Genomic DNA, 18,387 nt, shown 5'->3' with positions numbered 1-18,387 from the left:
ATGTGCGGGTGCGGGAGTTCAGCCCTTGACGCCGGTCAACGCGATGCCCTCGACGAAGACCTTCTGCGCCAGGAAGAACAGCACCAGGACGGGCAGCAGGAACATCAGCGAGGCCGCCATCTGCAGCTCGTAGGCGTTCTGGTGGCCGTTCTTGGCGAGCTGGCTGAGGGCCACCGCGAGGGTCTGGCCGGTGTCGCTGTTCCCGGTGTAGAGCAGCGGGTTGTAGAAGTCGTTCCAGGCGTACAGGAACGCGAAGAGCCCGACGGCGGCGATCGCCGGCTTGGCCATGGGGATCAACACCCGGCACAGGATGCGCAGTTCGCCCGCGCCGTCGACCCGGGCCGCCTCGGTGAACTCGTCGGGGATGGTGAGGAAGAACTGGCGCAGCAGGAAGATGCTGAACGCGTCGCCGAAGAAGGCCGGGACGATGAGCGGCTTGAGGGTGCCCACCCAGCCGACGTGCGCGTACATCACGTACAGGGGAAGGCTGGTGACCTGCGCCGGAATCATCATCGCGGCGAGGACGACCAGGAAGACAGCCTCCCGGCCGCGCCACCGCAGCCGGGCCAGCGCGTAGGCCACGGGCACCGAGGAGACGACGACGCCCACCGTGGAAAGTCCCGCGTACAGCATGGTGTTGAGCAGGTCGCGGCCGAACGGCATGGCCGAGAAGACCTTGCGGAAGTTGCCGAACTCCCAGGGCGAGGGCCACAGCGAGCCGGTACCGGCCTGGTGCTGGGTCATGAACGCGGTGAGCACGCCGATGGTCAGCGGCAGCAGGAAGCAGAGCGCGATGGCGACGGCCGGCGCGTGTTCGGCGAGCAGGTACAACAGGCGCCGCCCGACAGAAGGTTGACGCTTCGTCAGCTGGAGAGTACTCATCGGCCACCGCCGGCGTGGTGCACGAAACGGCGCGAGGCGCGGATGAACACCACGGTCGCCGCGAAGATGACGAGGAACAGCAGCCAGGCCATGGCCGAGGCGTAGCCGGTCTTGAAGTACGCGAAGCCCTGCCGGTACAGCTCCGTCGAGTAGAACAGCAGCGAGTTGGCCGGGTAGCCGATCAGGTCGTTGCTGGAGGAGGTGGCGTTCGCGGAGCTGGAGGCGACGAACGCCTCGGTGAAGTACTGGAACGTGTAGATCATCCCGGTGAGCAGGGCGAAGAAGATGACCGGGGAGATCGCCGGGAGGGTGACGCTGCGGAACTTCTGCAGCGCGCCGGCGCCGTCGAGTTCGGCGGCCTCGTACAGCTCGCGTGGTACGTCGAGCATGGCGGCGGAGAAGATGACCATCACGTTGCCGCTGGCCCATAGCGCCATCATGACGAGGCTGGGCTTGGACCAGGCGGGGTCCGAGAACCAGCCGGGGCCGCCCACGCCCACCAGGTCGAGCAGCCGGTTGAGCGGTCCGACCGGGTTGAGCAGCACGATGAACGACAGGGCGGCGGCCACCACCGGCACCATGGACGGCAGGAAGAACAGCGTGCGGTACACCGCCCTGCCGCGCTTGACGCGGATGATCACCCAGGCGGTGAGCATGGCCCAGGCGGTGCGCAGCGGCACCATGACGACGACCATCCACAACGTGTTGCGTACGGCCACCCAGAAGGTGTCGGACTGGCTGAACAGGGCGCGGTAGTTGCGCAGTCCCACGAACTGCACCGGCCGGTAGGAGCCGGCCTGGAAGTCGGTGAGCGAGTAGTAGAGCGTGGCGATCACCGGGTAGAGCACGAAGACGGAGCACCCGATGACGAACGGGGACAGGAAGGCGAGCACCACCCACCAGCGGGCCCTGCTCGGGCGGCGCCGCCCGCCCCGGGCAGGGCGCGGGCGCGCCGTGCCCGGGGCGTCGCCCACGGGGGCGAGAACGGTCGTCATCTCTACTGCCCGCTCTCGGAGTTGAGACCGTCGATCTTCTTCCCGGCCCCTGCAAGGCCGCTCGCGGCGTCCTTCACCTTGCCCTGTTCGTAGTCGAGCAGGAACGCGCGCCAGCTGTCCATGTCCTCGACGCCCGCCGGGGTGAGCGTCTTGTAGGAGGAGTGCGGGTTCTCGAAGATGTCGACGAACGGCTTCCAGTGCGGGTCCTCGCGCTTGTCCCAGGCCTTCAGCGCGGCGAACGTGGTCGGGATGTTGTAGACCGTGTCGGCGAGGGTGTTCAGGAACGTGGTGTCGGTGGTGAGCTGCTGGAGCGCGAAGAACGCCTCCTGCTTGTGCCGGGAGCCGGCCGACAGGTAGGCGACGGTGCCGAGCGTGGTGCCCGCGCCGTAGGTGCCCGACGATCCGTCCAGGACCGGCATCGGTACGACGCCGTAGTCGAAGTCCTTCTTCTCCGTGGCGATCTCACCGACGTGCCATTCGCCGTCGTACTCCATCGCCGCGGCGCCGGTCAGCAGCGGGTTGCCCGCGTCGTCGGCGTGCGGCTGGTAACGGCCCACGAACTTCTGCACGTTCGCCTTGCCGTAGTAGCCGATGAGGTCCTGGTCCCACTTGAGCAGCTGCTGCCACCTGGCGTCGGAGGCGAAGGTGGTCTTGCCGTCCTTGCCGTAGAAGTCGGTGCCGCTGTGCGCTCCGACGAAGAGGTAGCGGTTGACGTCGTAGTCGGAGCGGGGGACGAAGCCGTAGGTCTTGATGGAGCCGTCCGCGTTCTTGACGGTCAACTTCTTGGCGTCGGCGGTCAGTTCGGCGAGCGTCGTGGGCGGCTTGGTGATGCCGGCCGCGGCGAACATCTTCTTGTTGTAGTAGAGCGCGAAGGCATCGGTCAGCAGCGGCAGCGCGCACTGCTTGCCCTGGTAGCGGGTGTAGACCAGGGTCGCGGACGGGAAGGTCTTGGCCGTGTCGATCTTTGCCGAGGACAGGTACGGGCCGACGTCGGCGACCGTGCCGTTGTAGCAGAACTTCGCCACGTTGTCGGGCGTGGAGCTGATGAACACGTCCGGCGGGTCGCCCGCGGCGACCGCCTTGGCGTAGGCGGCGTCGTCCTTGTTGGGCACGAACTTCACGGTGAGCCACGGGTACTTGGCGTGCAGCCGGTTCAGGGTCGCCTTGAACGCCGCGACCTCGTTGGGGAGATGGTTGAACGTCCAGACCGTGACGGTGGTGGCCTTGTGCGAGGCGCCCGGCGAGATGGCGGAGTCGGGCTGGGAGGATGCGGGGCCGGCGGAGGTACAGCCTGCCAGCAGCAGCACGCCGGCGGCCGTGGCGGCCGCGGCCCCGGTGATAGGTTTGAACACTGATCGTCCTTCCTCGGAGACGGGATTCCCTGGGTGACGGATCGGTCGTCGGTCGGTCGGGCGCGGCAACGCCCGGTGACCCCGAGCGGCGACGCTGTCCGGCAAGACGGCGTCGCCGCGGTGTTTCAGGACACGGCGGTGTTTCTGGGCACAACAACTCTGGATACAGCGGTACTTGTGGACTTCAGGACAGAGACGACGGTGGCTCTGCCTGGGCGACGGGAGTGGTGGCGGCGGCGAAGGCGGCCTCCCGGGCCAGCTCCGCCGACATGGTCGTGGCTCCGGTGAGCACGGCGTCCTGACCGAGGCCCGACGCGACGATGGGCGGCCGGAACGTACTGAAATCGGCCAGATGACGGGCGACCGGTTCGAGCAGCAGGTCGCCGTTGGCGCCGATGGCGCCGCCCAGCACGATGAGTGCCGGGTCGATCAGGGGTACGACGCAGGCCACCACGTAGGCGACGCTGCGGGCGGTGTCGTCCACGATCTCCAGCGCGCCTGGGTCGCCGGCGCGGGCGAGTTCGAAGACGGTGCGCGGGCTGCCGTCACCGGGCAGTCCGCGCCGCTGGGCCTCGGCGCTGATGTAGCGCGCGCCCAGGTGTTCCTGCACGAGGTCGCGGCGCTGCCCGACCGGCGCGACCATGCGGTCGCTGGGCAGATAACCGGCTTCTCCGGCCACGCCCGTGGCGCCCCGCCGGACCCGGCCGTCAACCACGAGCCCGAGGCCGAGCCCGACGCCCAGGCTCACCAGGACGAAGTCGTCGGTCTCGGTGCCGCGTCCGTGGGTGCGCTCGGCGAGCGCCGCGAGGTTCACGTCGTTCTCCAGGACCAGCGGCACCGGCATCGCACGGCCGAGCGCCTCGCCGAACCCCCGCCCGGCGTCGGGCAGTCCGGTGGCGTACGACAGGTGCCGTCCGTCCGGGCCGACCGCGGCCGGCATCCCCGCGACGGCCTGAGTGATCCCCTGCAGCGGTCGGCCGACCTGCTCGGCCAGGTCCACGCACATGTCCAGGATCTGTCCGACGAGAGCGTCGGCGCCCCGGTCACCGTGCTGTTCGGACTCGGCACGCCCGCGGATCCGGCCGGTGACGTCGGCGACCGCGGCACGGATCTTCCGGTGCCCGACGTCCACGCCGATCGCGAACGCGCAGTCGGGGTTCACCCGGTACTGCGCCGGTGCCGGACCCTTGCGGCCCGTCACCGGGCCCACCTCGGTGATCACGCCGCGCTCTAGCAGCAGCCCGACCGCGGCGGCCACGGTGGGCCGCGACAACGGGATCCGCCCGGCCAGGTCGGTGGTCGTGACGAGGCCCGCCTCGTCGATCGCCTCCAGAACGGCACGGCCGTTGAGCGAACGCAGCAACCGCTGCGGACCTGCTGGATAACGGCGGGTCACGGTGCCCTCATCTCGCCATCAACTTCTGTAAGAAAGAAAGTTGCTTATTTATACGCCCGAGCTTGGCCGGGATCAACCCTTCGGCCCACGCGCCTGCGTCTGCGGCCCCGTCCGCGGAGGCACAGGAGGCGCCCAGCGTGGGAACCTCGTATGCCCACGGTCCCGGCCGCCCCGGCGTCATGGAGAAGGTCCTCGCCCACGGCGACGAGCACGTCATCAAGTTCGCCGACACGGCCTTGGACGTCGGCGACGACCGGGCCCTGGCGGCGGCGCAGCGCGCGATCGAACTCAGCGTGCCGCTGGGCTAGTTGCCGCTCGTCAGGGCGTCTCCGAGGGCTGTCCGCCCGTACAGCACGTAATAGCCCTGGCGCCGAGCGTCGAGCAGGCCCGCCTCGCGCAGCGCCGTGAGGTGGGCCGACACGGTGGACCGGGCCAGGGTGTGCCGGCGGGCCAGTTCCGTGGTTGAGGCGGGGGTGGTCAGGCCGGCGAGGAGGGCGGCGCGCTGGTGGCCGAGGAGGCGGGCGAGGGCCTGCGGCGGGCGCGGCACCGGGGCGGTGTGCAGGCGGCCCATGCCGCGGGCGGGGTAGATGACCGTCGGCTGCCAGGGACGGGCGAAGCCGCTGACCACGTCCGGCCACACGAACACGCTCGGCATGAGCAGGATGCCGCGCCCGTCGGGCCGTTGGGCCTCGGCCTGGTCCTCGTACCTGTGCAGGGTGAGGGTGTGGCCGGCCCAGTCGACGGTGGGGTGCAGGCCGGTGAGCAGCGCGTCGAGACCGACATCGGCGGCCCTGCGGGAGCGGTGGGCGATGTCGGCCTCCAGGACGGCGCGGTGGCGCGGCCAGTCCGGGGCGAGCAGGGCGTGCCAGGCCAGTTCGGTGAGGTCGGCGAGCCGGCGGACGGTGCCGGCCGGGTCGTCGAGTGCGGCGCGGCCCTGCGGCGACTGGGCGAGCCCGGGCGTGCAGGAGAGCGAACGGGCCATCTCGGCGCGGGCCAGGCCGGGTTCGGTGGCGCGCATGCGGGCCAGTTCGTCGTCGATGGTGGGGTACGGCTCGTCGGGCGGCGGACCGAGGAAGTCCGGGGTGTAGCCGCCGGGCCGCGGGACGAACAGCCACAGGGGCGACAGGTCGAGCCCTTTCAGGGTGCGGCCCATGCGGCGCAGCCAGGCGTGGTGGTAGCCGTGCCGGGCGGGGCGGCGCAGCATCCGCAGCGCCTCGTGGGTCTGGCACAGGGGTGAGATCGCGAACCGGCAGCGCGTCAGGTCGTCGGCGCCCAGATGCAGGGTCAGCGGCAAGGCGGCCTCCGTGAGCGGCACCGGTCGGTGCGATTCGGTCTGCAACGAAACAGTAGAAGCCCTCCTTCTGGGACCAGCACGCTTGCCCCGGCCGTTTCCCGACTCCGGCTGATTCGCGAAATCCTGGAGGGCTCCTGGATGGGCAGCGTACGTCCGGCCGCGTGGCGCAGGGGCGCCGTCGTCGCGGCGCTGATGCTGGCGGCGTTCACCTTCAACACCGCCGAGAACCTGCCCGTGGGCCTGCTGTCGCTGATGGCGGCCGACCTCGGGGTGTCGCTCGGGGCGGTGGGCGCGCTGGTCACCGGGTACGGCCTGACGGTAGCCGTGGTGTCGCTGCCTGCCGCCCATGTCACGCGATCCGTGCCCCGCCGGTTTCTGCTCACCGGGCTCCTGGGGCTGTTGGCCCTGGCCAGCTGGGTGTCGGCGCTGCACAGCGTCTCGTACGGGCCGCTGCTCGCGGCGCGGGTGGTCACCGCGCTCGCGCAGGCCGCGTTCTGGGTGCTGATGGGACCGGTCGCGGTCGGGCTGTTCCCGCCCGAACGGCGCGGCCGGGTCATGGGGTTGCTGTCGGTCGGCGGTTCGCTGGCCACGGTGCTGGGGGTGCCGGCCGGGACCTGGCTGGGCGGTCACGGCGGCTGGCGGGCGCCGTTCGCCGTGCTCGGCGGACTCGCGCTCGTCTCCCTCGTCATCATCGCCGTACTGCTCCCCACCTCCCGGCCCCAGGAGAATCACGCGGCGTACGGCACCGCCCCGGACCGGCGCCGGTTCCTCGTCGTCGTCGCGACCACCGCCCTGTCGGTGACCGGGATGTTCGCCGGATTCACGTATGTCGCCGCCCTGCTCGAGGACGTCAGCGGGTTCGACGAGGACGCGGTGAGCGGTGTGCTGTTCGCGTTCGGCGTGGCCGCACTGGCCGGCGTCACCCTCACCGGGCCGCTCCTGGACCGCTTCCCGCGCGCGACGCTCACCGTGCCGGTGGCGACGCAGGCGACCGCCCTGCTGGGCCTGTACGCGGCCGGGAGCAGTCAGGTGGCGGCGGTCGCACTGTTCATGCTGCTCGGCGCCTCGGTCGCGCCCGTCTTCATGGCGACGCAGAGCCAGGTGCTGCGGGTGGCGCCGGCCCGCACCGAGTCGGCGCTCGCGGCCAACTCGGCCGCCTTCAACGTGGGGGTGGCCGCCGGGGCGCTGCTCGGCGCGGGTCTGCTGCCGGTCGTCGGGGTGCGCGGCACGTTCCTGGCCGGTGGACTGCTCACGGTGGGCGCGCTCGCGGTGCTGACCCGGCCGGAGTCCAGGGTGTCGGCCGCGGTCGCGGAGCCGCGGTAAACCCTTGGATCACCGGTGGAGGGCCTGGCTACTGTGCCCGCATGGACACGGAGGAGGACTGGGTCCGCGCACGGCAGTTGTTCGAGGGGCTGCGGGATCACTCGGGTGCGGACGCGTACGGCACGGTGGTGGAGCCGTGGCTGGAGCGAGCGGCGGGCGAGTACCGCGCGGAGCTCGTCGCGGGGGCGGGGCTGCTGCCGCGGTGGGCCGTCGACGGGCCGGACGAGGGGTGCCAGGAGCTGCTGTGGGAGCTGTATGCGCTGAGCCGCGTCAGTGACGTGCTCCTGCTGGCGTTTCAGCCGTACGCCGGCAGGGACGAACCGTGCTCGTCGGCAGTGACGATGTGTCAGTACCTGGAGCTGTTCGGGCGGCTCGGCATGGCGTCGTTCGAGGAGAGCGGCGTCTTCGATCCGTTCCTGCACGAGATCGTCGAGGTCGAGCAGGCCGAGGATCCGGACGAGCCGATCCGGATCACCGGTGTCGTGTGGCCCGGGCTGTGGCTGGGACCGCTGCTGTTCGGCCGGGCCGGGGTCCGGGTGCGCGCGGGTGTCCGGCACGCCGAGCGTGGTGTGGCGGACCGGTCCCCGCTCTACTGGGCCTACCGGCGCCGGCACCGCCCGACCGTCGATCTGTCCCAGGGCTGGGGGCACAACTCGCAGTGGCGTACGGACCTGCGGGTGGACCTGCGCACCGCTGCGGGCGCGGATCTCAACGCCTTGGGGGACGGCGACGGCATCGACGTGGAGTGGACCGGCGCCGTGCTGACTTTGGACGAGCGGTGCGAGCTCCTGCGTCACCGCTGCCTGGTGCGCACTCCGGCCAGGGCGGCCGAGCTCGCCGGGACGCCGGGCTGGCAGGAGGACCTCTTCCCCTTCGACTGGCGGCTGCCCCCGGTGTGATCCGCCCCCTGAATGGGGCCGTACGGCACGGGAGGCCCCTCCGGAAGGTCTATCGTGTCCGCATGTCCGTCCCCGAACTGATCCGTATCGTCTCCCGCGACTCGCCGATGGCGCTCGCCCAAGTGGAGCGTGTCCGCGCCGAGTTGGCCGTCCTGCATCCGGGTGTGCGCACCGAGGTGGTGCCGGTGAAGACGACCGGTGACAAGTGGATGGGCGCGCTGTCCAAGGTGGAGGGCAAGGGGGCGTTCACCAAGGAGGTGGACGCCGCGCTGCTGGCCGGCGAGGCCGATCTCGCGGTGCACTGCCTCAAGGACGTGCCGGCCGACCGGCCGCTGCCGGCGGGCACGACGTTCGCCGCGTTCCTGAAGCGGGACGACATCCGCGACGCCCTGGTGCATCCGGGCGGCCTCACGCTGGACGAGCTTGCGGAGGGGACCCGGGTCGGCACCTCCGCGGTGCGCCGCGTCGCCCAACTCGCCGCCACCCACCCGCACCTGGAGTGCGTGCCGTTCCGCGGCAACGCCAACCGGCGGCTGGCGAAGCTGGCGGCCGGCGAGGCGGACGCGCTGCTGCTCGCGGCGGCGGGCCTGGAGCGCATCGGACGCCAGGACGTGATCACCGAGACCCTCTCGCCGGAGACGATGATGCCGTCGATCGGCGCGGGCATCCTCGCCCTGCAGTGCCGGGAGGGCGACACGGACCTCATCGACGCGGTCAGCGGTCTGGGTGACCCGGACACACATCGGGAGGCCACCGCGGAGCGGATGTTCCTGCATGTGCTGCAGGGGCACTGCAACAGCCCGATCGCCGGGTACGCGCGCGTGGACCAGGGGGGCGAACTGTCCCTCCGCGCCTGCGTGTTCACTCCGGACGGCAAGACGCGGCTGAACGCCCACGAATGGGCGGGCCGGCTCGACCCCGCGACGCTGGGGACTTCGGTCGCCGTGGCGCTGCTGCGTCAGGGCGCCCGCGAGATCATCGACGGCATCCCGCATTGAGGGCGGGCGCCGCTCAGGCGGTGCCCTCTTCCGCCTGGTCCCGCAGGAAGTTGCTCACCTGGTGGGCCAGGCCCTCCCGCCCCGCCTTCGCGTGGGCGCAGGCGGGCTCCTCGTGCAGGCCGATGCCGCCCGCCCACAGCCGGCGGTCGGTCCACTCCTCCTCGACGCGCAGCTGGACCTGCACGTCGACCTGGCTCAGGGCGGCCTCCGGGCCCGCTGCGAACAGCACGGCGGTGGCCCGGCGCAGCGGGTAGACGTCGAAGCCCTCGATGAACTGCGAGTTGCGCCAGTCGATGAACGCGGCCTCGCCGTCGGGGCCGATCCTGACGTCGATCTGGCCGTCCTCGAGGGTGACGCCGAGGTGGCGGCTGCCGCGGTTCTCCACGGTCACCCGGAGGCTGAAGTACGTCAGCCCGGCGGCCGCGTCGTCGCGTCCGCGCGGCGGCTCGGCGGCTTCCAGACGGTGGACGCGCAGACGCAGACCGGCATGCTCGTCGTACTCCTGCCAGTCCCCGACCACGTTGGGCTCGTACACAGTCCACCTCTTCGACCTCAGAGAGCTGCTTCCTATCTGTGCCCTGAGCGCACTGTCAAATGAGCAGAATGCGCTGTGGCCAGCGGCTTCGCCCCCTTTGATCAGTGATCAAGCCGTGCGCAGGAACAATCGGCGCACGGGCGCAGCAGGCGCGTACGCGCGCGTGCCGCACATCACGTTCCGAAGGGCATGATCAGCGGGCCAGCCGGCCGAGGAGCGAGGAGGCGGCCGCGATGCCGAGTGCGGCGGCCACGAACAGCACCGCCAGGTCGAGGGCCACGTGCGCGTGTGTGCCGAGCAGGAGGCCGCGCAGGGCGTCGACCTGATAGCTCAGGGGGTTGACCTTGCTGATCGCCTGCAGCCAGCCCGGCATGATGGACACGGGATACAAGGCGTTGGAGCCGAAGAACAGCGGCATGGTGATGGCCTGTCCGATGCCCATGAGACGGTCGCGGCTGAGGACGATGCCGGCGATGGTCATCGACAGGCAGGAGAAGAAGGCGGACGCGAGGACCACGATCGCCGCGACGCCGAGCAGCTTCAGCGGGTTCCAGGTCAGCGCCACGCCGAGCAGCGCGGCGATGACGATGACGACGACGGCCTGGATCAGCGACTTCACTCCGGCCGCGAACGCCTTGCCGGTGATCAGCGCCGAGCGCGGGGTGGGCGTGACCAGGAGCTTGTTGAGGATGCCGGCGTCGCGCTCCCAGATGATCTGGATGCCGTAGAAGATGGCGATGAACATCGCGGACTGGGCGATGATGCCGGGCGCCAGGTAGTCGACGTAGGGGATGCCGCCCGTCGGGATCGCCTTGATGCGGGTGAAGGTCTGGCCGAAGATCAGCAGCCACAGGGCGGGCTGCACGGCACGGGTGTAGAGCTCGGTGCGGTCGTGGCGCAGTTTCTGCAGTTCGACGGCGCACATCGCCCCTACCCGGGCGGGCAGCAGCCGCCAGCCCGCGCGGGGCTGGGGTGGCTTGAGCAGCAGGTCGATGCCTTCGGCCGTGGCGCGGTCAGCCGACGCGGTTCGCGGTGCGGCGGGTGCTTCGGACATCGCGGAAATCTCCTGCCTGGTCGTCGAGGCCGCTGCCGGCGACGTCACGGAAGACGTCCTCCAGTGTCGGCAGGGTGTCCGTGCCCCGGCTTTCGGCGAGCCCCTCCCTGAGTTCGGTGGGGGTGCCGAGGGCCCGGATGCGGCCGCGGTGCATCAGGCCGACCCGGTCGCAGTAGTGGTCGGCCTCGTCCATGTAGTGGGTGGTCACCAGCACGGTCATGCCGGTGGCGCGGCGTACGGCGTTGATGTGCTCCCACACGTCGGTGCGGGCGATCGGGTCGAGGCCGATGGTCGGCTCGTCGAGGATCAGCAGGCGGGGGGCGCTGACCAGGGCCTGGGCGAGTTCGAGGCGGCGGACCATGCCGCCGGAGTAGGTGCCGGCGAGCCGGTCGGCGGCGTCGGTGAGGTCGACGGCGGCCAGGGCCTGGCCGACGCGTGCGTCGCGTTCGCGGCGCGGGACGTCGAAGACGCGGGCGAACAGGGCGATGTTCTCGCGTCCGGTCAGGCCGGCGTCGGCGGACAGCTGCTGCGGTACGTAGCCGAGCAGGCGCCGTACGGCCATGCGGTCCCTGGCGGCGTCGTGGCCGAAGACGTGGACCATGCCGGTGGGGACCGGCAGCAGGGTGGTGATGCACCGGATCGCGGTGGTCTTGCCGGCGCCGTTGGGGCCGAGGAGTCCGAAGACCTCGCCCTCCCCCACCGACAGTTCGAGGCCGTCCACGGCCCTGGTGTCGCCGAAGGAGTAGGCGAGTCCGGTGCAGGCGACGGCCTGCGCCGGGTCGGTGTCTGCGTCCCGCGTCATGTCTCCTCGGCCTCCTCGTGCAGGTTGTCGGCCAGCTTCCGCAGCGCCGGGATGGCCGCGGCGAGCGCCTCCCGGTCTGCTTCGTCGAGTCCGGCCAGTCCGTCTCGTACGAGTTCGCCGCGCCGCTTGCGCCACTCGGCGAGCCGGGCCTCGGCCGCGGCGGTCGGCATCAGGCGGGCGGCGCGCCGGTCGGCGGGGTCCGTCTCGCGGACCAGATAGTCCTGCCGGGAGAGCTGGTTGACCAGCGTCGACACCGAATTGCTCGCCAGGTGGAGGTCCTTGGCGGCGTCCGAGATGCCGATGCCGGGCTGCGCCACGACCAGGCGCAGCAGCTCGACCTCGGCGCCGCGCAATTGCGGGGCGATCTGCCGGCGCAGTCGGCGCCGGAGGAGTCGCTGGACGCCGATGAGGGCGTCGATCAGCTCGTCCGGGAAGGTTTCCGGTTCCACATCAGCAGATTAGCTCTGTAACAGAGGTAATGAGCTCAAGCGGCGGTAAAGCGTGGCGGTGCACAGTCGCAGGGCCGCGGAGCGTCACCGTCATGTCCGGATTGTTTTGTATGCCCCATCCCGGGCATCTGCATGGAGTGCTTCGGACAGAAGGCACGTCCATGGGAGCCGGTCAGGCTCCGGATGTCTCCAGGTCCGAGCCCGCATCTCCCGTGGTGTCCGTCCCTCCGGCATCGCCTCAGGGAGGTGCGCACGATGCGTAGCACCAGCGGCAGAACGAAACCCCACACGCATGACGACGCGCCCGACACCGCCGAGGGGTTCGAGCGGCTCGCGCGGCTTCCCGACGGCCCGCAGCGCCGTCGGCTCAGGGACGAACTCGTGCAGGCCTGGCTGCCCATGGCCGAGCGGATCGCCGTCCGGTTCAAGGGGCGCGGCGAGTCCCTCGAGGATCTCTACCAGGTCGCGGCTCTCGGTCTGGTCAAGGCCGTCGACCACTACGACCCGGCCCGCGGGCACGCCTTCGAGGCGTACGCGGTGCCGACCGTCACCGGCGAGATCAAGCGGCACTTCCGCGACCACATGTGGACGCTGCACGTGCCGCGCCGGGTCCAGGACCTGCGCAACAGGGTGCGGCAGGCCGTGAAGGAGCTGTCCCAGACGACACCGGGGCGGGCACCGACCGTGGCCGAGATCGCCGCGTGCGCGCAGCTGAGCGAGTGCGAGGTGCGCGCCGGCATGGAGGCCCTGGAGTGCTTCTCCGCGCTGTCGCTGGACGCCGAGATGCCCGGCACCGACGGCTACGCGCTGGCGGACGCGATCGGCGGCCCCGATCCGGCGTACGACGTCGTCGTCGACCGCGTGGCGGTCGGGCCCTGTCTGAAGGCGCTGCCGGAGCGCGAGCGCACCATCCTGTACCTGCGGTTCTTCGGGGGCATGACGCAGAGTCGGATCGCCGACCAGCTCGGCATCTCGCAGATGCATGTGTCCCGCCTGCTCAGCGGCTGCTTCTCGCAGCTGCGCGAGGAACTCCTCGCGCAGGCCCGCTGAGCCGTGGCGCCGCCGTACGGTCCCTGGTGGGTTCCTCGCCTCACCGCTCCGGTGGGGCGTCGGGGATCTGCGTGGGGCCGTAGCGGTCCAGGGCGTCCTCCAGCTGGGCCCTGATCTCCGGGGGGATCGTTCCGCTGCGCCCCCAGATGAGGATGAGTTCGGCGACGTTGCGCAGCTTGATGTTGGTGTGCTGGGAGACCTCCTTCAGCACCTGCCAGCCCTCGTCCGGCGTCACCCGGCCGAGTGCGACGACCATGCCGATCGCCTGGTCGACGACGGCGTGCGAGGCCATGGCCTCCTTGAGCTGTTCGACCTGTTCCTGCAACGCGAAGATCTGGTCCGAGCCCTCGTCCACGGGCATGGTCACCTCCCGTCGGCGGCGTCAGGTCACACATCCGGCCCCTCCATCGTGTCACTCATCCGCCCTCCTGCCACCGGGCGGCGGCAGGGCGCACCGCCCGTTTCGGGGCGGCCGAGCGGGTACTCGGCAGGCGCATGGAGCGGTTCCGGTTGGACACTGGTACGAGACCGGTGGCTGCCGGTGGACGAGACCAGGACGCGACTGCCATGAACCACGACATCTCACGCCCCCGCCGCACGACACACGTCGTCTCCTCGCACTCCGTGGCCGGGGCGCCCTGCTGGGTGAGCCTGACCAGCCGTGATCTCGACACCACCGAGGACTTCTACGGGGCCGTGCTGGGCTGGGAGTGGCGCTCCGCCAGGCTGGGCGACCGCTTCCGGATGGCGCTGGTGGACGGGACGCCGGTGGCCGGGATCGCCGGTGTCGCCACCATGTGGCAGATGGCGGTGGCGTGGACGCCGTACTTCGCCGTGCCCAGCGCGGACGAGGCCGTGGCGCGGGCCACGGAGCGCGGCGGTACGGCCGCGGTCGGGCCGCTCTCCTTCCCGCCCGGGCGGGCGGCGCTGCTGGCCGACCGGGACGGGGCGACCTTCGGGATCTGGGAGGGCGCGCTCGTCGCCGACTGGGAGAAGTGGCGGCTCGCGGCCCCGACCTTCATCAGGCTGCACACCCGGGACGCCTTCGACGCCGCGATCTTCTACGGCGAGGTCCTGGACTGGGCGACCGAGCGCCCCGGTTGCTGCGAGGTCCAGTACGAGGGCGGCGAGGTGGTGCTGCGCAGCCAGGGCGACATCGTGGCGCGCATCGTCTCCGGAGCCCTGGGAGCGGCCCCCGACCCCACCATCCGGCCGCACTGGCAGATCCACTTCGCCGTCGAGGACGTGGCGGCCTGTGTGCGGGCCGCGGAACAACACGGCGGCAGCGTCCTGTCGAAGGGCAGCGAGGAGGCCGTGCTGCGCGACCCCGACGGCGCGCAGTTCACGGTGACCTCCCGCCGCGAACGCTGAGCGTCAGCCGGCCGTACGGGAGGGGCGGGTGAGCAGGACGAGGCTGCGTGCCTCGACGGTCATGGTGCTGCCCGCCTTGTGCTCCGTCTCGTCGGGGGCGCCCAGCGGGACGGCGGTCTCGACGAGCGTCGTCCAGCGTTCGCCGTAGGTGACGTCCGGCAGCAGGAACTCCACCGGCTCCCAGTAGCTGTTGAGCAGGAGCAGGAACGAGTCGTCCACGACGGGGCGGCCGCACGCGTCGGGTTCGGCTATGGCGTCGCCGTTGAGGAAGACGCCGACGGAGTGCGCGTCGGAGCGCTGCCAGTCCTCCTCCGTCATCTCCTGCGCGTCCGGTGCCAGCCACACCAGGTCGGGCAGCGGCTGGCCTGCGTGCGTCCGGGTCTCGCCGCGGAAGAACCGGCGGCGGCGCAGCACGGGGTGGGCGGCGCGCAGACCGATGACGTACCGGGTGAAGTCGGCGAGTTCGCGCTGCCCCTCGGTCAACTCCCAGTCGATCCAGGAGACTTCGTTGTCCTGGCAGTAGGCGTTGTTGTTACCGCGCTGGGTGCGGCCCAGCTCGTCGCCGTGGCCGAGCATCGGGATGCCCTGCGAGAGCAGCAGCGTGGCCAGGAAGTTGCGCTGCTGGCGGGCGCGCAGCTCCAGCACGCCCGGCTCGTCGGTCTCGCCCTCGGCACCGCAGTTCCAGGACCGGTTGACGCTCTCGCCGTCCCGGTTGCCCTCGCCGTTGGCCTCGTTGTGCTTGTCGTTGTACGAGACCAGGTCGCGCAGGGTGAACCCGTCGTGCGCGGTGACGAAGTTGACGCTGGCACGAGGCCGGCGCCGGCTGTGCTGGTACAGGTCGGAGGAGCCGGTCAGCCGGGAGGCGAACTCCCCGAGCGTGTGTTCCTCCGCGCGCCAGAAGTCCCGCACGGCATCACGGTACTTGCCGTTCCACTCCGACCACAGCGGCGGGAAGTTGCCGACCTGGTAGCCGCCCTCCCCCACGTCCCACGGCTCGGCGATCAGCTTGACCCGGCTGATCACCGGGTCCTGCTGGATCAGGTCGAAGAAGGCCGACAGCCGGTCCACCTCGTGGAACTGCCGGGCCAGCGTGGCCGCGAGGTCGAAGCGGAAGCCGTCGACGTGCATCTCGGTGACCCAGTACCGCAGCGAGTCCATGATCAGCTGCAGCACGTAGGGGTGCCGCATCAGCAGGCTGTTGCCGGTGCCGGTGGTGTCGTAGTAGTGCCCCCAGTCGCCGTCCACCAGGCGGTAGTACGAGGCGTTGTCGATGCCGCGGAAGGAGAGCGTGGGGCCCTTCTCGTTGCCCTCGGCGGTGTGGTTGTAGACGACGTCGAGGATCACTTCGAGGCCGGCCGCGTGCAGCGCCTTCACCATCGACTTGAACTCGGTGACCTGCTGGCCGCGGGTGCCGTGGGCGGCGTAGGCGTTGTGCGGGGCGAAGAAGCCGATCGTGTTGTAGCCCCAGTAGTTGGACAGGCCGCGGCTCTGCAGCACACCGTCCTGCACGTACTGGTGCACCGGCATCAGCTCCACCGCCGTCACGCCCAGCGAGGTGAGGTGCTCGATCACCGCCGGGTGCGCCAAACCGGCGTAGGTGCCGCGGAGTTCGGCGGGGACGTCGGGGTGGGTGCGGGTCAGCCCGCGGACGTGCGCCTCGTAGATGACGCTGTCGGCGTACGACCGTCGGGGCGGACTGTCGTCGCCCCAGTCGAAGGCGGGGTCGGTGACCACGCCCAGCATGGTGTGTCCGGCGCTGTCGGACCGGGACCGGCCGTCGGCCGCGCGCTCGAAGAGCGAGGCGTGGTTGTCGACCTGCCCGTCCACCGCCCGGGTGTACGGGTCGAGGAGCAGCTTGGCCGGATTGCACCGGTGGCCCAACTCCGGCTGCCACGGCCCGTGCACCCGGTAGCCGTAGCGCTGCCCCGGGCCGACGTCCGGCAGGTGGCAGTGCCAGACGAAGCCGTCGACCTCGGTCACCGGGACGCTGCGCTCACCGCCGCCGTCGTCGACGAGGACCAGTTCGACGCGTTCGGCGACCTCGCTGAAGAGGGCGAAGTTGGTGCCCTTCCCGTCGAAGGAGGCACCCAACGGGTAGGGGTGCCCGCTCCAGACGGGCACCCCTGCCTTTGCCTTACGGCGGCGTTTCGCGGTCACCGGGCGTCCTCCAGGACGCCGTCCGGATCGCCTGCCGGGGCTGCCAGCGCCGCGGCCGGCATCTCCCGGGGCACCTGGAGCACCTCGCGCAGGCTCGGCGCGGGCGCCAGCGGCACCAGGGGCACACGCTCGCCGGCCCGGGCCCGCTGCGAGAACCAGATGACCTTGCTGCCGTTGTCCGTGGCGCAACAGCCCCAGCCGTCGCTCATCGCGGCGATGCGTTCCAGGCAGGAACGCAGGTCCTGGTCGGGGCGGAGCTCGCAGTCGTTCTCCCCGATGGCGGTGATCAGATGCTGGCCGTTCCACCACATCTCGATCGACGTGCTCTTGTCCGTCGCATGCTCGTCTATGGCCTTCAGCAGCAGTTCGGTCCCGCCGCAGACGGGCTCGACCAGCGTCTCGAGATCCCAGAGCCTGAGGTGAGCGGCCAGGATGCGCCCGACCTGTCCGATCCGCTCCGGGCCGACTTCCACATCGAGGTGGTAGTAGCAGGGCACTGCGGTCTTCATCTTCGTTGGCTCCTCACCGGCGAAACTCCCGCTCCTTCCCCGTCCCGGCGGGACGGGCACCCGAACGCGAAGCGTGAGCGCTGATCGCTTCTGAGTCACCTCAAGAGTGGGAGCACTACGCCATACGTGCAACACGAGCGCACATCCGGGGTTGTCGGGGCGATTCGGGCGGCAGGGATGGTTGAAGATCCAACAGGACGTTGAGTGCTCATGCATGCACCATGTGTGAAGACCTCGATGCCCGTAAACGCATCCGTGCGTGCCCGCGCACGCACGGCCGCCACCCGACGGTCGGGAGACGCGCGATCGAGCCCGGAAGGGGAACGGCGCCATGCTGCTACCGGCCAAAGCCGAAGTCGCCCGGCAATTGCGGCGGTACCGGGCCTGGGAACGCGTCATGCTCGCGTCTCCCGCGGACCGAGCGGTGCGGGCCACCTTCGAAGACTCGGGCTACACCTTGTGCGTGCTGATGGGCAAGCGCTGTGCCCGCGAGGCCGCTGACGCCGCGGAGCGCTATCTGCGCTCCACCCTGGGCGCCTATCTCCAGGAGCAGGACGAACGGCCCCGGACACCGGCCGCCGGCCGGCGCGGTCCGCCGACCGCGCACCGACGTTCCCCCGCGGAGGCCTAGGCCCTCCGGCGCAGCTTGTACCCCCGACCGGGCCAGAAGGGCCCGGTCTTGAGCACGGTTGAGGTGAGACCCATGAGTTCTATTCCGGCCATCGGCCGTATCCCGGTGCGGGACGTCCACCCGGCCGTGGAGTGCGGAAAGCGCCCGGCCAAGGCCGTGGTGGGGGAAACGTTCGAGGTCACCGCGATCGTGTTCCGCGAGGGCCACGACGCGGTCGCCGCCAATGTCGTCCTGACCGATCCGGAGGGCCAGCACGGCCCGTGGACGCCGATGCGGGAACTGGCCCCCGGCTCCGACCGCTGGGGAGCCGAGGTCACGCCCACCTCCGAGGGCCGCTGGACCTTCCGTGTGGAGGCCTGGAGCGACCCGGTCACCACCTGGCGGCGCACCGCCCGCATCAAGGTCCCGGCCGGCATCGACACCGGCCTGGTCCTCGAGGAGGGCGCCGACCTGTACGAGCGGATGGCCGCCGGGGTGCCCCAGGGCCCGGGGCGGGCGGCGGTGCTGGCCGCGGCGGCGACGCTGCGCGACGACACCCTGCCGGTCGCCACCCGTTTGGCGGCGGCGTTGACGCCGGAGGTGGATGCGGTGCTGTCCCGCCATCCGCTGCGGGAACTGGTCACCGCCTCGCAGACCCTGCCGCTGCTGGTGGAACGCGAACGCGCCCTGTACGGCGCCTGGTACGAGTTC

Annotated in this window: 20 protein-coding genes; 8 read left to right on the top strand and 12 right to left on the bottom strand. The window is 70.9% G+C overall.

Translation table 11 applies throughout. From position 1 onward, the window contains the following. Nucleotides 1–18 precede the first annotated feature (18 nt). The 4 genes from ACFY1L_RS53780 to ACFY1L_RS53765 all read right to left on the bottom strand — a co-directional run bounded on the left by ACFY1L_RS53780 (nucleotide 19) and on the right by ACFY1L_RS53765 (nucleotide 4,625). Entirely contained in the window at nucleotides 19–882 is an 864-nt protein-coding gene (locus ACFY1L_RS53780) for a carbohydrate ABC transporter permease (protein WP_388842899.1), read from the bottom strand. Then, a complete protein-coding gene (locus tag ACFY1L_RS53775) occupies nucleotides 879–1,877 on the bottom strand; it encodes a carbohydrate ABC transporter permease (protein ID WP_388842898.1) in 999 nt (332 codons plus the stop codon). Before ACFY1L_RS53775 ends, ACFY1L_RS53780 begins: the two co-directional genes overlap by 4 nt. Before the next feature lie 2 nt (nucleotides 1,878–1,879). Continuing rightward, complete coding sequence (locus ACFY1L_RS53770; RefSeq protein WP_388842897.1) at nucleotides 1,880–3,229, bottom strand: ABC transporter substrate-binding protein; 1,350 nt, start codon at nucleotides 3,227–3,229, stop codon at nucleotides 1,880–1,882. Nucleotides 3,230–3,413: 184 nt separating this feature from the next. Continuing rightward, complete coding sequence (locus tag ACFY1L_RS53765) at nucleotides 3,414–4,625, bottom strand: ROK family transcriptional regulator (protein ID WP_388842896.1); 1,212 nt, start codon at nucleotides 4,623–4,625, stop codon at nucleotides 3,414–3,416. 137 nt (nucleotides 4,626–4,762) lie between these two features. On the opposite strand from ACFY1L_RS53765, the gene ACFY1L_RS53760 reads away from it, so the two are divergent. After that, complete coding sequence (locus ACFY1L_RS53760; RefSeq protein ID WP_388842895.1) at nucleotides 4,763–4,933, top strand: hypothetical protein; 171 nt, start codon at nucleotides 4,763–4,765, stop codon at nucleotides 4,931–4,933. On the opposite strand, the gene ACFY1L_RS53755 is transcribed toward ACFY1L_RS53760, so the two are convergent. Beyond that, nucleotides 4,930–5,919, bottom strand: a complete 990-nt coding sequence (locus tag ACFY1L_RS53755) for a DUF5937 family protein (protein ID WP_388842894.1) — start codon at nucleotides 5,917–5,919, stop codon at nucleotides 4,930–4,932. The genes ACFY1L_RS53760 and ACFY1L_RS53755 overlap by 4 nt on opposite strands. A 138-nt stretch (nucleotides 5,920–6,057) precedes the next feature. Between ACFY1L_RS53755 and ACFY1L_RS53750 the strand changes: the two genes are divergently transcribed. The 3 genes from ACFY1L_RS53750 to hemC all read left to right on the top strand — a co-directional run bounded on the left by ACFY1L_RS53750 (nucleotide 6,058) and on the right by hemC (nucleotide 9,139). After that, a complete protein-coding gene (locus tag ACFY1L_RS53750) occupies nucleotides 6,058–7,242 on the top strand; it encodes an MFS transporter (protein WP_388842893.1) in 1,185 nt (394 codons plus the stop codon). A 41-nt stretch (nucleotides 7,243–7,283) separates the two neighbouring features. Beyond that, entirely contained in the window at nucleotides 7,284–8,141 is an 858-nt protein-coding gene (locus tag ACFY1L_RS53745; RefSeq protein WP_388842892.1) for a hypothetical protein, read from the top strand. Between the two features lie 62 nt (nucleotides 8,142–8,203). Further along, the gene (hemC, locus tag ACFY1L_RS53740; protein WP_388842891.1) at nucleotides 8,204–9,139 is read left to right on the top strand and encodes a hydroxymethylbilane synthase; all 936 of its coding nucleotides are present in this window, start codon (nucleotides 8,204–8,206) and stop codon (nucleotides 9,137–9,139) included. Nucleotides 9,140–9,152: 13 nt separating this feature from the next. Here hemC and ACFY1L_RS53735 read toward each other — a convergent pair whose 3' ends face one another. The 4 genes from ACFY1L_RS53735 to ACFY1L_RS53720 all read right to left on the bottom strand — a co-directional run bounded on the left by ACFY1L_RS53735 (nucleotide 9,153) and on the right by ACFY1L_RS53720 (nucleotide 11,979). Next, nucleotides 9,153–9,674: a hypothetical protein gene (locus ACFY1L_RS53735; protein WP_361269455.1), complete on the bottom strand. Its 522-nt coding sequence runs from the start codon at nucleotides 9,672–9,674 to the stop codon at nucleotides 9,153–9,155. A 193-nt stretch (nucleotides 9,675–9,867) separates the two neighbouring features. Then, on the bottom strand, nucleotides 9,868–10,728 hold the full coding sequence (locus ACFY1L_RS53730; protein ID WP_388842890.1) for an ABC transporter permease: 861 nt from the start codon (nucleotides 10,726–10,728) through the stop codon (nucleotides 9,868–9,870). Next, nucleotides 10,688–11,530 (bottom strand): ABC transporter ATP-binding protein, encoded by an 843-nt coding sequence (locus tag ACFY1L_RS53725; protein WP_388842889.1) that lies wholly within the window; start codon nucleotides 11,528–11,530, stop codon nucleotides 10,688–10,690. Before ACFY1L_RS53725 ends, ACFY1L_RS53730 begins: the two co-directional genes overlap by 41 nt. Further along, on the bottom strand, nucleotides 11,527–11,979 hold the full coding sequence (locus ACFY1L_RS53720; protein WP_388842888.1) for a MarR family winged helix-turn-helix transcriptional regulator: 453 nt from the start codon (nucleotides 11,977–11,979) through the stop codon (nucleotides 11,527–11,529). The genes ACFY1L_RS53725 and ACFY1L_RS53720 overlap by 4 nt, the downstream gene beginning before the upstream one ends. Before the next feature lie 255 nt (nucleotides 11,980–12,234). Between ACFY1L_RS53720 and ACFY1L_RS53715 the strand changes: the two genes are divergently transcribed. Further along, nucleotides 12,235–13,029, top strand: coding sequence for an RNA polymerase sigma factor SigF (locus ACFY1L_RS53715; RefSeq protein WP_388842887.1), 795 nt, complete (start codon nucleotides 12,235–12,237; stop codon nucleotides 13,027–13,029). Nucleotides 13,030–13,069: 40 nt separating this feature from the next. Here the strand turns inward: ACFY1L_RS53715 and ACFY1L_RS53710 are convergent, their stop codons facing one another. Next, the gene (locus tag ACFY1L_RS53710) at nucleotides 13,070–13,390 is read right to left on the bottom strand and encodes an ANTAR domain-containing protein (protein WP_388842886.1); all 321 of its coding nucleotides are present in this window, start codon (nucleotides 13,388–13,390) and stop codon (nucleotides 13,070–13,072) included. A 206-nt stretch (nucleotides 13,391–13,596) separates the two neighbouring features. Here ACFY1L_RS53710 and ACFY1L_RS53705 point away from each other — a divergent pair, with 206 nt between their 5' ends. Beyond that, entirely contained in the window at nucleotides 13,597–14,400 is an 804-nt protein-coding gene (locus ACFY1L_RS53705; protein ID WP_388842885.1) for a VOC family protein, read from the top strand. A gap of 3 nt (nucleotides 14,401–14,403) precedes the next feature. Here ACFY1L_RS53705 and glgX read toward each other — a convergent pair whose 3' ends face one another. Both glgX and ACFY1L_RS53695 read right to left on the bottom strand, forming a co-directional pair. Next, entirely contained in the window at nucleotides 14,404–16,521 is a 2,118-nt protein-coding gene (gene glgX / locus ACFY1L_RS53700; protein ID WP_388842931.1) for a glycogen debranching protein GlgX, read from the bottom strand. Nucleotides 16,522–16,553: 32 nt separating this feature from the next. Further along, a complete protein-coding gene (locus ACFY1L_RS53695; RefSeq protein ID WP_388842884.1) occupies nucleotides 16,554–17,066 on the bottom strand; it encodes a pep a2 in 513 nt (170 codons plus the stop codon). 331 nt (nucleotides 17,067–17,397) lie between these two features. Here ACFY1L_RS53695 and ACFY1L_RS53690 point away from each other — a divergent pair, with 331 nt between their 5' ends. Together ACFY1L_RS53690 and ACFY1L_RS53685 are read left to right on the top strand one after the other, a co-directional pair. Then, nucleotides 17,398–17,697 carry a DUF5133 domain-containing protein gene (locus ACFY1L_RS53690; RefSeq protein ID WP_388842883.1) on the top strand — a complete coding sequence of 100 codons (300 nt, stop codon included), beginning with the start codon at nucleotides 17,398–17,400 and terminating at the stop codon, nucleotides 17,695–17,697. A 72-nt stretch (nucleotides 17,698–17,769) separates the two neighbouring features. Continuing rightward, nucleotides 17,770–18,387 (top strand): maltotransferase domain-containing protein (locus ACFY1L_RS53685; RefSeq protein ID WP_388842882.1); only part of this gene is annotated, 618 nt, incomplete at its 3' end.

The sequence above is a fragment of the Streptomyces sp. NPDC001663 genome, assembly GCF_042893105.1.
In the GTDB taxonomy this organism is placed as follows: Bacteria; Actinomycetota; Actinomycetes; order Streptomycetales; family Streptomycetaceae; genus Streptomyces.
This window is presented reverse-complemented; position numbering and strand designations above follow the sequence as displayed.